Genomic DNA, 13,887 nt, shown 5'->3' on the forward strand with positions numbered 1-13,887 from the left:
AAGCACACGGAGGGATTTTAGCCCCGCCCCGCCGCGCCTTAACCCCGCTCTCGCCGCAACTCGCTAGCCTTGAACAAAGGAGTACCGGCAATGATCCAGCGACGCAGCATCTTGGCCCTGGGTGTGATGGCGAGCGCCGCAGCACTAGCTTCCCCCCTGCGCGCCCAACCGGCCCTTGACGCATCAGCCTTTGGCCTCGATGGCACGTCGAGCGCCAACCAGTCCGGTGCCCTGCAAGCCGCCATCGACGCCGCCACCGGCCTGGGGCAGCCGCTCGCCCTCCCCTCCGGCACCTACGCGGTCGCCGATATCCGCATCGCGGCTCCCCTCCGCCTGCAGGGCTCGGGCCAGACCATCCTGGCGCTCGCCGCCGGCGGCGACAGCATCCTTTCCATCGAGAACACCGCCGACGTCATCCTTGATGGCCTCACCTTCGCTGGCAACGGCAATGGCACCGGCCGCAGCGATACCGGCCTTGTCCAACTGGTGGACGCCACTGACACCACGCTGCGCGATTGCCGCTTCACCGATGCCCCGGCCCAGGGCCTCCTCCTGGCGCGCAGTGCCGCTTCCATAACCGGCTGCAGCTTTTCGCGAAGTGCCGACGCTGCCATCTGTTCGATCGACAGCTTGGGCCTGCTCATCTCTGGCAACCGCATCAACGGTTGCGGCAATGGCGGCATTCTGATCTGGCGCAGCGAACCGGGCTGGGATCGCTCCATCATCACCAACAATGCGGTCGGCAGCATCGACTGGCGCGACGGCGGCAATGGCCAGAACGGCAACGGCATCAACATTTTCCGCGCTGACGGCGTGATCGTTTCGGACAACCAGATCAGCGACTGCGCCTTCTCGGCCATTCGCCTCAACACGGCCAACGACACCCAGATCACCGGCAACACCTGCACCAATGGCGGCGAGATCGCGATCTATTCCGAATTCGCCTTTGCCGGCTCGATCATCGCCAACAATCTGGTGGATGGCGCCGCCGGCGGCATTTCCATGACCAATTGGGACAATGGGGGGCGCCTCGCCATGTGCTCGGGCAATATCGTGCGCAACATCACCGCCACCTCCCGCACCAATCCCGACGTCAATCCCTATGGCATCGCCGCCGAAGCAGACGCCGTCATCTCGGGTAATATTATCGATGCCGTGCCCGGCATCGGCATCGGCGTGGGCTGGGGGCCGTTCCTGCGGGATGTGCTCGTAAGCGACAATCTGATCCGCGGCACCGAGCGCGGCATCGTCGTCAGCGTCGCCGAGGGCGCGGGCGCCGCCCGGATCACCGGCAACTTGATCTCCGAAACCCTGCATCCAATCGTGGGCGCGCGCTGGAACGAGATCGCCTCGACGCGCCTCCAGGACGATGCGGGCCAGTTCCCTGCCCTCACCGTCTCCGGCAATACGCTGCACTAAGCCGCCTCAATAAGGCGTGCCGTCCTTGTGTGTGAAGCGCCAGCCCTCGGGCGTGTGGTTGGCGACGAGATCGTCATGGGGATAGCTGCCGACATCGCCTGGGCTGCGATCGCCGATCTCGAGATAGACCGCGGAATCCCAGGAGCGGTTTTCCAGATGGTGGCTGATGCCGCCGGCGGCAAAGCCAGCGCACATCCCCGCCTCAAGCCGCATTTCGGTCTCGCCCGCAACCAGCCACAGCTCGCCTTCGAGCACGTAAACGAACTCGTCCTGACGGCTGTGCCGGTGCTGGAGGGCGCTGACCGCCCCCGGATTGAGCGTCGTGCGGTTGACGCCAAAATTGCGTAAGCCGAATAGGTCGCCCAGCGGTTGCTTGACCCGCCCTTCCATCCGCACCGCAAATACCGGCGGATAGTTTGACGGCTTGGTGCGAACCGGGGCCTCGGCGGCAATGATGGCCAATGGGGTCGCCGCTCGCGGGTCTGCCTTGTCCATCATTGCCCTCCTGGGTAGGCCTAGCCGGCCGCGGTATAGGCGGTCTTGACCACGGTGAAGAACTCGGCCGCATACTTGCCCTGCTCGCGCGGGCCATAGCTCGAGCCCTTGCGGCCACCAAACGGCACGTGGAAGTCCACGCCGGCGGTGGGCACATTGACCATCACCATGCCCGCTTCCGCATTGCGCTTGAAGTGGGTGGCATATTTGAGCGAGGTCGTGACGATACCGGCCGACAAACCGAACGGCGTGTCGTTGGAAACAGCCAGCGCTTCCTCGTAATCCTTGACCCGGATCACCGAAGCGACCGGCCCGAAGATTTCCTCGCGCGAGATGCGCATCTGGTTGGTGGTTTCGGTAAAGAGCGTCGGCTGGAGGAAATAGCCCTCGGTGTCCTTCTGGACGCGCTCGCCGCCGGCCACCAGCTTGGCGCCTTCCTGCTTGCCGATCGCGATATAGTCGGTGTCCTGCTTGAGCTGGCTGGGATCAACCACCGGCCCGATCTCGGTGTTCTTGTCCAGCGCATGGCCGACGCGCAGATTGCGGGCGCGCTCGGCGAGACCCTCGACGAACGCATCATGAATGCCTTCGGTCACGATCACGCGCGAAGAGGCCGTGCAGCGCTGGCCGGTCGAGAAGAACGCCGACTGCGCCACGCTTTCGATCGCGACCTTGAGGTCCGCGTCGTCCAGCACCACGACCGGGTTCTTGCCGCCCATTTCGAGCTGGAACTTGCGGTTGTGCTCGATGGAAGCTGCAGCCACGCGCTTGCCGGTGCCGACCGAGCCGGTAAAGCTGATCGCGGTCACATCGGGGCTGTCGAGCAGGGCCTGGCCCACGACCGAGCCTTTACCCATGACGAGGTTGAGCACGCCCTTGGGCAGTCCCGCGCGCTGCAGGATATCAACGATCGCCCAGGTCGAGCCGGGCACAAGGTCGGCGGGCTTGATCACGACGGTATTGCCATAGCAAAGCGCCGGCGCAATCTTCCAGCTCGGGATGGCGATGGGGAAGTTCCAGGGCGTGATGATGCCGATCACCCCGATGGGCTCGCGGGTGATCTCGACACCGACGCCGGGGCGCACGCTCTGGACCACTTCGCCTGTCAGGCGCAGCACTTCGCCGGCAAAAAAGTCAAAGATCTGCCCGGCGCGGGTCACTTCGCCAATGGCTTCTGGCAGTGTCTTGCCTTCTTCCCGGCTCAGCAACTCGCCCAGTTCCGCCTTGCGTGCGAGGATCTCGTCGGCTGCCTTGCGCAAAATGGCATGGCGCTCGAGAATGCCCGAGCGCGACCAGGCGGGAAATGCCGCCTTGGCCGCCGCAATGGCCTGCTTGGTGTCTTCGGCCGAGGCGCGTGCATAAACACCCACAACTTCGGCCGTGTTGGATGGATTGATGTTCTCGGCGCCATCCGAGCCCACCCATTCGCCGTCGATCAGGTTCTGGTAGAGGTCAGTCATGGTTTCGTGCCTTTCCGAAAAGCCTTAAAGCAGGTTCGCCTTGGCGAGATCGCGCAGCAGGTGGCTGGCGCCATAGGTCCAGGGCGGACATTGGGTGGACAATTGCACCCGGTTGACAAGCGTGCCCAGCGAAGGGGTCGAGATCGACACCACATCGCCCAGCTTGTGGGTAAAACCCTTGCCGGCGCCGCCGCGATCCTTGACCGGGGCGAACATGGTGCCGAGATAGAGCACCAGGCCGTCGGGATATTGATGGTGATCCCCGATCGTGGCTGCAACCAGCGATGCCGGCGTACGCGAGATCTGGCTCATGGACGAATGGCCGTCGAGCTCGAAGCCATCCTCGCCTTCCACCCGCAGCGTGATCTCGGCATTGCTGACCGTTTCAAGCGTGAAGTCGCCGCTGAAGAGGCGGATGAATGGCCCTAGCGAAGCCGAAGCATTGTTGTCCTTAGCCTTGCCCAGCAGCAGCGCCGAACGGCCTTCCACGTCGCGCAGATTGACGTCATTGCCCAGCGTGGCGCCGATGATCGCGCCCTTGCTGGTCACCACCAGAGCCACTTCCGGCTCGGGGTTGTTCCAGCTCGAAGCGGGGTGCAGGCCCACATTGGCGCCATAGCCCACCGAGCTCATCGGCTGGCCCTTGGTGAAGATCTCGGCGTCAGGTCCAATGCCGACTTCCAGGTACTGGCTCCACACGCCCCGCTCGATCAGCGCTGCCTTGACGCGTGCGGCCGTTTCCGAGCCCGGCACCAGTTCGGACAAGTCCGTGCCGATGAGGTCGAGAATTTCTGTGCGCAGGGAATCGGCGCGGCTTTTGTCGCCGCGTGCCTGCTCCTCGATGACGCGCTCGAGCAGGGACACCACGAAAGTGACGCCCGAAGCCTTGATCGCCTGCAGATCGATGGGCGAAAGCAGGCTGGCCTGGCTGGCATCGTGGCTGGGGGCATGGCTGTTGCGTAGCACCGCCTCGACGCGACCGATCGGCGTACCCTGCGCTGAACTGACATATCCCGACGCATCTTGGCTTTCAGCAATGTCGCGCACTGTGGCAAAACGGGGCGCCGTGATGTCCAGCAGCACGTCGTCGCGCACTGTCACCACGCGTGGATGGTTGTGCCCCGGCACTCGTGCCCGCCCCAGCAACACGCCCTCGGGATAATCCTGCCCGCTCATATAATGCTCCCTCCGCTTATGGGATTTGACTACTCTCGGGCGCCCGCTCGCGCAAGACCTCGCGGCGCCCGAAGCGTTCGGCTGCGCTAAACGATTACCCACAGCCTTGTTCAACTTCGGTTCAGCTGTGCCGCAATACTGACGCATTGACTGGGGAAGTCTCCCCGCCCCTGATGGAGTGTTCAGATGCGTCACCTTGCTGCTCTTTTGCCCCTCGCCCTCGTGGCCGGTTTTGCCCTGCCGGCCTATGCCGGAACCATCTCCATCGAAGGTCGAGGCGAAGTCACCGCCGCCCCCGATACCGCCTTCATCACCTCGGGCGTGACCACCCAAGGCGCCACCGCCCGCGAAGCGCTCGACCTCAACACCAAGGCCATGGCCGAGCTGATCACCGAGCTCAAGGCTTCGGGCATCGAGGCCCGCGACATCCAGACCTCGGGTTTCTCAGTCAGCCCAAATTATGTTTATTCCGACGAGCGCGACACCAACGGCTATACCCTGCCGCCTCGCATCGCCGGCTACCAGGTGGCCAATGTCGTGACTGTCAAGGTTCGCGCGCTCGACCAGCTCGGCGCCATTCTCGACAAGTCGGTGACCATCGGCGCCAACACCATTAATGGCGTGTCCTTCAGCGTCGAGGATCCAAGCGAATTGTTGGACGAGGCCCGTAAGGCAGCCTTTGCCGATGCCCGCACCAAGGCCGAGCTTTATGCTACTGCCGCCGGCGGTTCGCTCGAGGAGATCGTGTCGATCAACGAAAGCCAGAACTTCAGCGGCCCGCAGCCATTCGAGGCGCGCAGCATGGCCGCCGCTGCGCCCCAGAAGGATGTTCCTGTCGAGGCTGGCGAGCTCAGCTTCGCCATCAATGTCTCGGTGCAATGGGAACTCGACACCGACAAATAAGAATCCCACTCTCCTCTCGCGAGGGGTATGGGCGATGGGGGCGGACCACCGTAGTCAAACCGCCCCCATCAACCTATCCAGCCAACACCTTCCAGAGCATGTTGAGCCCGACCAGCACCAGGAACGCCGCGAACAGATAGCGGAGCGTTTTTTGGTCCAGCCGATGCGCCAGCGCCGCCCCATAGGGCGCGAACACCGCTGCAAGCGTTCCCACCAGCACGAGCGCCACCAGGTTGATGTAGCCCAGGCTGAGTGGGGGAAGGCCCGGCACGCCCCAGCCCGAAATGATAAAGCCCAGGGTTCCCGAGACGGCGATGGCCACCCCGATCGCCGCTGAGGTCCCGACCGCGGCATGCATGGTGGCACCAAAGGCGACCAGCGTTGGCACGGTGAGCGAGCCGCCCCCGACCCCCATCAGCGCCGAATTATAGCCAACAATGCTGGCTGCGATCCGGTGCACCAAGCGCGAGCCGTTCAGGTGCCCCATCAAGCGGGTCTGCCAGCTGGACACGATATTGGCGGCGATCAGAAAGGCCATCACCGCAAAAACGATCCGCAAGGCATCGCCGGAAAATAACCCCGCCATCAAACCACCCAGGAATGTCCCCGCGACAATGAATGGCACCCAAAGCTTGAGCGTCGGCACATCCAGCGCCCCACGCGCCAGATGCGCCCGTGCGCTCATCAGGCCGGTGGGAATAATGATGGCGAGCGAGGTACCCACCGCGGCGTGCTGCACCACATCGGCATCGAACCCTAGCAGGAGCAGCGCATTGCTCAATGCCGGCACGATGATGGCACCACCCCCGATCCCCAGCAGACCCGCGGCAAGGCCGGAGAACACCCCGGTCACCATGAGGCCCAGCACGAAAGGCCAGTACCCGACCAGTTCAGTCCAGGCCATCAGCGCTCTCCTGACAGGTGCAGCACGACCTCCCGCCAATGCGGGCGGCGGCGGTGCTCGAACAAAAACAAGCCCTGCCAGGTCCCGAATACCGGGGCGCCGCCCATCACCGGAATACCGATCGAGGTCTGGGTAAGGGCAGTGCGCAGATGCGCCGGCATATCGTCGGGACCCTCGGCGGTATGCACCAGCCAATCCATGCCCTCGGGCACCAGCCGCTCAAAATAGCCCTGCATGTCGGTTTGCACATCCGGATCGGCATTTTCCCCGATCAGCAGCGAGCATGAAGTATGCCGGCAAAACACGGTCAGCAGCCCCGTGCCGACCTCAGCGCGCGTGACCACGTCCCGAGCCTTGGCGGTGAACTCGTAAAGCCCCTGCCCCTGGGTCGGGATCGTCAGCGTTTCAATGATCTGGTGCATGCAAGGTCCACGAGCCTGTTCCCGCCCTAGCATGGCGCCCGTCGCGCCGCCACTGGCCTACGCCGCAATCGCGCCATCTTTGGCTTCAAGACAGTAAGCCGCAGCGCTCTGGTGGAACCACCCCTAAGCCCCGGCGTTGCGGGGCTTGCGGGGATAAGAGCATCATCCAGCCAGCTGTCGTTTCGTTCAGAAGCCGTTCATCTGAGATGCTGATGCTTGATGCCAACATTAAAAATTAAAGGAAAAACAGCAATGCGCATCCGAAACTGGCTCCTGACCAGCACGAGCCTGGGCCTTCTGGCCGTTGCCCCATTGAGCGTCTCGGCGCAGGAAAGCGTCGCACCAGCCGAACTGCCCCAGGCTTGCGTTGACGCCGGGTTCAGCACGCTAGAATCTTGCATCGCCGCGCAGCCCGCCGGCGCCGATGCCGAAGCCGCCCCGGACGAAGAGGAAGCTCCCGCTGCCGACGAAGCCACCGAAGAAGCCCCTGCCGAAGAGCCCGCCGTTGTAGACGAGGCGCCGGCTGAGGAGCCTGCCGTCGAGGAAGAAGCTCCGGCCGAAGAACCTGCGGCTGTCGAGGAAGCACCCGCTGAAGAGCCTGCGGTCGAGACGGAAGCCGTCGAAGAACCATCGGTAGACGAAGAAACGGTTGAAGAAGAAACCGTCGAGGAAACCGATCCCGAAGAAACCGTAACCACCCAGGACGTCGCGCCCGAAGCGGAGCCCGCGGCCGCTGAGGAGACCGCTCCGGCAGCCGAAGAGCCTGCTGCTGAAACCGTTGTCACGGAAGAACCCGCGACCGCCGAAGAGCCAGCAGCCGAGCAAACCACCGAGGCCGGTGAAGAGCCAGCCGCTACCACCGGAACCGGCGAACAGCCTGCAACCGAACAGCCCGCCGAAACCACCCCCGAGCTGACCACGCCCGAAGCCACCACCACTGAACAGCCTGCTACCTCGGAGTCGATCGAGACCCTATCGGCCGAAGAACCTGCCGAAGTCATCGAAGATCTGCCCGAAGGCGTCACCCAGGAACAGGTCGCCCCGGTTCTGGACAGCGCCAAGGACGCCGAAACGGCTCCCGTGGAAGGCCAGGCTGCCCCCGAAACTGCAGCACAGCCCGCAGTTGCTGAAGAGCCTGCCGCGCCCCCGCCAACCAGCGATGCGGACGCCCAGGCTCGCCTGGCGGTTCCTGAAGAAGCTGCCGTCCTTGCCGTTCGCGAGGAGCAGGGTCAGGTTATCGAGGCTCAGGCATTGCCTGCCCAGCAGGTGCCGCAGAACGTCACCGTTGTTAACCAAACCAATGTGGTCAACAACGTCACGAACAACACCACCAACAATACGGCCATCGACAACTCGACCAATATCGGTCAGCAGAACAACGTTCAGCAAAACAACGTTCAGCAGAACAATGTCCAGCAGACCAATTATGGCGATACCTTGACCCAGGTCGTCGTGGAGCTTGGCAACCAGCTTTATGTCAACACTCCCGGCCAGGACACTTCGCGCTTCTACAATGCCAATGAGGACGAGGTCTTCTACGAAGAGCTTCGCAACGGCCGCATCCGCGAGACCGTGACGCGTCCCGACGGCACCCAGATCGTAACCGTGCGCAACCGCAATGGTGACGTGCTGCAGCGCACCCGCATCCGGCCGGACGGGCAGGAAGTCGTGCTCGCCTATTTCGACGAACAGTATGATGACGAACTCCTGGAATGGCGCGACCCGGGTCAGGACCTCCCCCCGCTGCGTCTCAACATTCCGGTGCAGGAATATGTGCTGGATGCCGCCGATGCTGACGAGGAACAGGTTGAAGTGTTCTTCCGCCAGCCACCAGTGGAACAGGTTGCGCGCCTTTACTCCATCGACGAGGTCAAGCGTTCGGCCCGCGTTCGCGACAGCGTGCGCAAGCTCGAAGTGGGCGGTCTGACCTTCGACACCGGTGCTGCCACGATCAGCCAGGATCAGGTTGGCTCGCTGTCCAAGGTCGCGGCCGCGATGCTCGACCTGCTGGAAAGCAACCCGGCTGAAACCTTCCTGATCGAAGGCCACACCGACGCGGTTGGCTCCGACATCTCGAACCTGCAGCTCTCCGATCTTCGCGCCGCCACGGTCGCTCGTATCCTGACCGACTTCTACGACGTGCCTCCTGAGAACCTTGCTACGCAGGGCTATGGCGAACGCTATCTCAAGATCCGCACCGAAGCTCCCGAGCGGGAAAACCGTCGCGTGACGATCCGCCGGATCACGCCGCTCATCACGGTCGCCAACAAGTAATCGGCGCTCAGAGCCACTATTTTGGAAAGGCCGGGCAATGTGCCCGGCCTTTTTCTTTGTCCCGAAGACTCCCGGAACGGCATCATCCTTGTGATCACTTAATCGGGAACGAAAGTAAAAACCTCGCGTTTCTGGACTACGGAACAGCATAGAGGAGTGAGTACTATGGCAAATCCAGAACGCGACACCGTGTATGATACAGACACAACTCGGACCACCTATGTGCGCGAAAGTAGCGGCACTGGCTGGTTCGTAGGCATTATCGTAGCTCTCGCCCTGCTGGCGATTGGCTATCTGGTATTTTCTGCAAACTCCGGCACGTCAACTGCAGTTGATGGCGCAGCGGCGCCCGCAGCTGTCACCGAGCCCGCGGCTGAACCCGCAATGACGGCTCCAGCTCCGGCCATCGAATCGGCTCCCCCGGTTGAAGCTACCCCCGCCCCAGCCGCCCCGGCGACTGATGCTGCCCCTGCTGCTGGCGCTCCAGTGGCTCCATAATAAACTTCAGATACGGTGCCCTTGCACTCCCAAGGCAGGCATCTTCAGGGCCCTGGCATTCGCCGGGGCCCTTCTGTTTGGGCAACAGGAATGCCCCTATAGGGCAGTTACAACCATGTGCGTTCTTGATTGCGCCAGGCAGCAGGGTCATCTCCGGGCGGACGGAAAGGACATCGCATGGAACTTGGACTTTATTCCTTCGCCGAGAACACCCCGGATCTGTTGAACAATGGTCATCTGCAAAGCCCGGCAGAACGGCTGCGTGACCTCCTGGAGGAGATCGAGCTGGCTGATCAGTTGGGCCTTAGCTTTTTCGGCTTGGGCGAACATCACCGGCCTGACTATGTGGCTTCCGCACCCGTAACGATCCTGGCCGCAGCGGCCGCGCGCACCAAATCCATTCGCCTCTCCAGCGCCGTCACCGTGCTGAGCTCGGATGATCCGATCCGCGTCTACCAGCAGTTTGCGACCCTGGATTTGCTCTCGAACGGCCGTGCCGAGATCATGGCCGGGCGAGGCTCGTTCATCGAGAGCTTTCCGCTCTTCGGCTATGACCTCAACGATTACGACGAACTATTTGAGGAAAAGCTTGAACTGCTGCTCAAGCTGCGTGAGGGCGGCAAGGTCGTCTGGCCCGGCAGCAAGCATACGCACGCCATCCCCGGCATCACCGTCTACCCGCAACCCGTGCAGCAGCCGCTGCCGCTCTGGATCGCGGTGGGCGGCACTCCAAACTCGGTCGCTCGCGCCGCCTATTACGGCCTGCCCTTGATGATCGCCATAATTGGCGGACAGCCCAGGCAGTTCGCGCCTCTGGTGCAGTTTTACCGCGACACTCTGGTGCAAGTTGGCAGAGAGACCAACCTACCCGTTGGCATCAGCTCGCATGGCTTCATCGCGCAAGACAGCCAGGACGCCCGTGACATCGCCTTTCCCGCCCATAGCGATGCCATGAGCCGGATCGGCAAGGAGCGGGGCTGGTCACCAACCACCCGCGCACAGTTCGAGGCTGGAGCGAGCCCACAGGGAGCCTATGTGATGGGATCGCCGCAGGAGGTCATCGACAAGATCCTGCAGCAGCATGAATGGTTCAAGCACGACCGTTTCGGGCTGCAGATGAGCGTCGGCACCCTCCCCCATGACAAGGTCATGAAGGCCATCGAGCTTTATGGAACGGTGGTTAAGCCTGCGGTGGACAAAGCCTTGGGCGCGCCTGCCGCGCCATAAAACGCAAGCGCCTACTTGCCGCTGCGGCGGATCGACTTGATCTGCAGCGGCGGCAGGCCCGACTTCTCGGAAATGGCGCGATCTTGCTCCATGATGGCGGCACGCGCCGGCTCATCGCCGTCGAGGCCACCCAACAAGGCTGCGTCGACCTTGCGGTTAGAGCGCTGGCTGCCATCTTCATAGATAACGTCAAACATCACGAATTCACTGCGGGCGGTTGGCTTTCTGGCCATGATAGGTTCTCCTAAACAGCAGCAACCGCCAGGCGCACGACTGCGCGCCCGGTCCGGTTGCAAAGATTGAAAAAAGGGCTAGCTGAAAATATTCTCGCCCTGTTCGTCGATGATCTGCCGGCCCTTGTTCAAAGCCATCGCAATCAGATCATCCTTGGAGCTCATGCGGTCTGCCCGAACGAACCGATAGGTCTTGAGCTCGCCGCCGACGTCCTTTTCGATCGTCCCGGCCAGCTGATATTCGCTTCCCGCCCGCATCTCGATGGCCCGGATGGTGAAGTCCTTGTAGCTTTCTTCGCCCAGGACCTTATCCCCTGCCGGCTCAGCCGATGTCTTGGCCCCGCCACCAAAAAGCTTGCTCAGAAACGACATCGCCATCCTCCTTATGGGCGCTGCCGCGCTGGGCGCGGCACAATTAACTCACCGCGCCGCTCCATTTCTTCGCGGAGCCAGCTAGGCGACAGGTCGAAATAGTTCGGCCAGGTCGGCACGCCATTAGCCAGGGCTACGCTGCCGAAATAACGCCGGTCGCGCAGGGGCTCCACCCCCTCGCCGCGCTCGCTCAGCATCTGAGCAGCATCGAAGGTCCCGCTCGAGCCATCCGAGAACGTGACCACCAGCTTGAATGGCACTATGGCGCGGATCGCCGTAACCTTCAGGCGCTGCACAGCGGACATGGGAAAGCTTGCCTTGCCGACATCAGCATCCCCGCCACCGGCGAGGATGCCCTGTTACACTTAGTTATCAAGGAAGCTGCGCAGCTTGCGGCTGCGGCTGGGATGCTTGAGCTTGCGCAAGGCCTTCGCCTCGATCTGACGGATACGTTCGCGCGTAACCGAGAACTGCTGGCCCACTTCCTCGAGCGTGTGGTCGGTGTTCATGCCAATACCAAAGCGCATGCGCAGCACACGCTCTTCACGCGGCGTCAGCGAAGCCAGCACGCGCGTCGTCGTCTCGCGCAGATTGCTCTGGATAGCCGCGTCGATCGGCTGGATCGCATTCACGTCCTGGATGAAATCGCCCAGGTTTGAGTCTTCCTCGTCCCCGATCGGGGTTTCAAGCGAGATCGGCTCCTTGGCGATCTTGAGCACCTTGCGCACCTTGTCCAAAGGCATCTGCAGCTTTTCGCTGAGCTCCTCCGGCGTTGGTTCGCGCCCGATCTCGTGTAGCATCTGGCGCGAGGTGCGCACGATCTTGTTGATCGTCTCGATCATGTGCACCGGAATACGGATGGTGCGCGCCTGGTCGGCGATCGAGCGGGTAATGGCCTGCCGGATCCACCAGGTCGCATAGGTCGAGAACTTGTAGCCGCGTCGATATTCGAACTTATCGACGGCCTTCATCAGCCCGATATTGCCTTCCTGGATCAGATCCAGGAACTGCAACCCGCGATTGGTGTACTTCTTGGCGATCGAGATCACGAGGCGAAGATTGGCTTCCACCATTTCCTTCTTGGCGATGGCAGCTTCGCGCTCGCCCTTTTGCACCTTGTGCACGATGCGGCGATATTCGCCGATATTGAGGCCAGCTTCGGTCGCGAGCGTCGCCACGTCACCCCGGATCTCACGGATCGTGTCGGCTTCGCGCTTGGCAAACTCAGCCCAGCCCTTGCCATCGAAACTCGCGAGGTTCTCTTCCCAGGCCGGGTTCACTTCCTGGCCGTAATAGCTTTCAAGGAACTTCTCGCGCTTGACGCCATAGCTTTCCGCCAGGCGTAGCAAACGGCCCTCGAGCTTCACCAGCCGCTTGTTGATGTCATAAAGCTGCTCGACGAGGTTCTCGATGCGGCCGGCATTGAGCGACAGCGACTTGACGTCGGCGATCACCTCGCCACGCAACTCATCGAGCTGCTTGCGATCGGCATCGCTGATATCGGCGCTGCGGTCCTCGGCATGCCGGTCCTGCATCTCGCGCATCTTGCCATAGGCTTCGGCAATGCGATCGAAGGTCTCGACGACCTGCGGCTTGAGCTCGGCTTCCATCGCCGAGAGCGACAGGGCGTTCTCGAACTCGTCATCGTCATCGTCGACCGGGTCCTGCGGGGCCTGCGGCTCCTCGGGCACATAGTCGTCATCCTCGCCCGAACCGGCGCGGCGCGAGGCCGGCGCAGCCTTGGGCTTTTCAGCGACGCTCTCCATGCGCGGGGCAGCGTTGAGGTTGACGAGGTCGGGCGCGGGAGCGGCCTGCTTGGCATCGGGGCCTGCATAGGTTGCTTCCAGGTCGATGATGTCGCGCAGCAGGATTTCACCCTCGGCGAGCTGATCGCGCCAGATGATAATGGCCTGGAAAGTGAGCGGCGATTCGCACAAGCCTTCGATCATGGTCTCTCGACCAGCCTCGATGCGCTTGGCGATGGCGATTTCGCCCTCGCGGCTCAGCAGCTCGACCGACCCCATTTCGCGCAGATACATGCGCACGGGATCGTCGGTCCGGTCCGAACCCGCCTTGGCATTGGATGTGGTCGCAACCGCGCTGCCGGTGCTGCTGGCAGGCGCGATTTCACCGCCGCCGCCCTCGTCCTCGTCCTTCTCGACTTCGGTTTCTTCGACCTCGTCTTCATCAACGACATTGATGCCCATGTCCGAGAACATCGACATGATGTCCTCGATCTGCTCGGAGGAAACTTCCTCGGAAGGCATCACCGCATTGAGTTCTTCGTAAGTCACATAGCCGCGCTTCTTGGCGACCTTGATGAGCTTTTTGACGGCGGCATCGGATAGGTCGAGTAGCGGGCTGTCATTCGTCGCCTCGGGGGCGCCGGCTTCCGGCTTCTCGGTTTCCTTGGTGGTCTTGGTAGCTGCCCTAGTGGCCATCTGGTACTCCTCGGGACCCGCTGCAGGCGAGTGCCGGTAAGGTCTTTAAGTGGTGACACCTCA

General features: G+C 62.5%; 14 protein-coding genes. 5 read left to right on the top strand and 9 right to left on the bottom strand.

Features of this window, described 5'->3' with window-relative positions; translation table 11 throughout:
- The first annotated feature begins 90 nt into the window (after positions 1–90).
- Positions 91–1,419, top strand: a complete 1,329-nt coding sequence (locus AC3YOG_RS12625) for a TIGR03808 family TAT-translocated repetitive protein (RefSeq protein WP_489935336.1) — start codon at positions 91–93, stop codon at positions 1,417–1,419.
- 6 nt (positions 1,420–1,425) lie between these two features.
- Here the strand turns inward: AC3YOG_RS12625 and AC3YOG_RS12630 are convergent, their stop codons facing one another.
- From AC3YOG_RS12630 to AC3YOG_RS12640, 3 genes are read right to left on the bottom strand one after another with little or no spacing between them, the layout of a single operon-like run.
- The gene (locus tag AC3YOG_RS12630) at positions 1,426–1,914 is read right to left on the bottom strand and encodes a cupin domain-containing protein (RefSeq protein WP_489935337.1); all 489 of its coding nucleotides are present in this window, start codon (positions 1,912–1,914) and stop codon (positions 1,426–1,428) included.
- A gap of 20 nt (positions 1,915–1,934) precedes the next feature.
- Positions 1,935–3,374: an aldehyde dehydrogenase family protein gene (locus AC3YOG_RS12635; protein WP_489935338.1), complete on the bottom strand. Its 1,440-nt coding sequence runs from the start codon at positions 3,372–3,374 to the stop codon at positions 1,935–1,937.
- A gap of 24 nt (positions 3,375–3,398) precedes the next feature.
- Positions 3,399–4,550 carry a fumarylacetoacetate hydrolase family protein gene (locus AC3YOG_RS12640; RefSeq protein ID WP_489935339.1) on the bottom strand — a complete coding sequence of 384 codons (1,152 nt, stop codon included), beginning with the start codon at positions 4,548–4,550 and terminating at the stop codon, positions 3,399–3,401.
- Positions 4,551–4,736: 186 nt separating this feature from the next.
- On the opposite strand from AC3YOG_RS12640, the gene AC3YOG_RS12645 reads away from it, so the two are divergent.
- The gene (locus tag AC3YOG_RS12645; protein WP_172123723.1) at positions 4,737–5,453 is read left to right on the top strand and encodes an SIMPL domain-containing protein; all 717 of its coding nucleotides are present in this window, start codon (positions 4,737–4,739) and stop codon (positions 5,451–5,453) included.
- Positions 5,454–5,526: 73 nt separating this feature from the next.
- Here AC3YOG_RS12645 and AC3YOG_RS12650 read toward each other — a convergent pair whose 3' ends face one another.
- A complete protein-coding gene (locus tag AC3YOG_RS12650; protein WP_489888929.1) occupies positions 5,527–6,357 on the bottom strand; it encodes a sulfite exporter TauE/SafE family protein in 831 nt (276 codons plus the stop codon).
- Complete coding sequence (locus tag AC3YOG_RS12655) at positions 6,357–6,779, bottom strand: secondary thiamine-phosphate synthase enzyme YjbQ (protein ID WP_127753650.1); 423 nt, start codon at positions 6,777–6,779, stop codon at positions 6,357–6,359. The genes AC3YOG_RS12650 and AC3YOG_RS12655 overlap by 1 nt, the downstream gene beginning before the upstream one ends.
- Before the next feature lie 252 nt (positions 6,780–7,031).
- On the opposite strand from AC3YOG_RS12655, the gene AC3YOG_RS12660 reads away from it, so the two are divergent.
- The 3 genes from AC3YOG_RS12660 to AC3YOG_RS12670 all read left to right on the top strand — a co-directional run bounded on the left by AC3YOG_RS12660 (position 7,032) and on the right by AC3YOG_RS12670 (position 10,778).
- On the top strand, positions 7,032–9,053 hold the full coding sequence (locus tag AC3YOG_RS12660; RefSeq protein WP_489935340.1) for an OmpA family protein: 2,022 nt from the start codon (positions 7,032–7,034) through the stop codon (positions 9,051–9,053).
- 165 nt (positions 9,054–9,218) lie between these two features.
- On the top strand, positions 9,219–9,551 hold the full coding sequence (locus AC3YOG_RS12665; RefSeq protein ID WP_127753652.1) for a hypothetical protein: 333 nt from the start codon (positions 9,219–9,221) through the stop codon (positions 9,549–9,551).
- Between the two features lie 177 nt (positions 9,552–9,728).
- On the top strand, positions 9,729–10,778 hold the full coding sequence (locus AC3YOG_RS12670; protein ID WP_489935341.1) for an LLM class flavin-dependent oxidoreductase: 1,050 nt from the start codon (positions 9,729–9,731) through the stop codon (positions 10,776–10,778).
- Between the two features lie 11 nt (positions 10,779–10,789).
- Here AC3YOG_RS12670 and AC3YOG_RS12675 read toward each other — a convergent pair whose 3' ends face one another.
- The 4 genes from AC3YOG_RS12675 to rpoD all read right to left on the bottom strand — a co-directional run bounded on the left by AC3YOG_RS12675 (position 10,790) and on the right by rpoD (position 13,824).
- The gene (locus tag AC3YOG_RS12675; RefSeq protein ID WP_127753654.1) at positions 10,790–11,011 is read right to left on the bottom strand and encodes a hypothetical protein; all 222 of its coding nucleotides are present in this window, start codon (positions 11,009–11,011) and stop codon (positions 10,790–10,792) included.
- A gap of 78 nt (positions 11,012–11,089) precedes the next feature.
- Positions 11,090–11,383, bottom strand: coding sequence for an HlyU family transcriptional regulator (locus tag AC3YOG_RS12680; protein ID WP_489888925.1), 294 nt, complete (start codon positions 11,381–11,383; stop codon positions 11,090–11,092).
- An 11-nt stretch (positions 11,384–11,394) separates the two neighbouring features.
- The gene (locus AC3YOG_RS12685; protein WP_127753656.1) at positions 11,395–11,688 is read right to left on the bottom strand and encodes a DUF2442 domain-containing protein; all 294 of its coding nucleotides are present in this window, start codon (positions 11,686–11,688) and stop codon (positions 11,395–11,397) included.
- A gap of 60 nt (positions 11,689–11,748) precedes the next feature.
- Entirely contained in the window at positions 11,749–13,824 is a 2,076-nt protein-coding gene (gene rpoD, locus AC3YOG_RS12690) for an RNA polymerase sigma factor RpoD (protein ID WP_489935342.1), read from the bottom strand.
- Positions 13,825–13,887: the final 63 nt, after the last annotated feature.

The sequence above is a fragment of the Devosia sp. Z6_126 genome, from assembly GCF_058133495.1.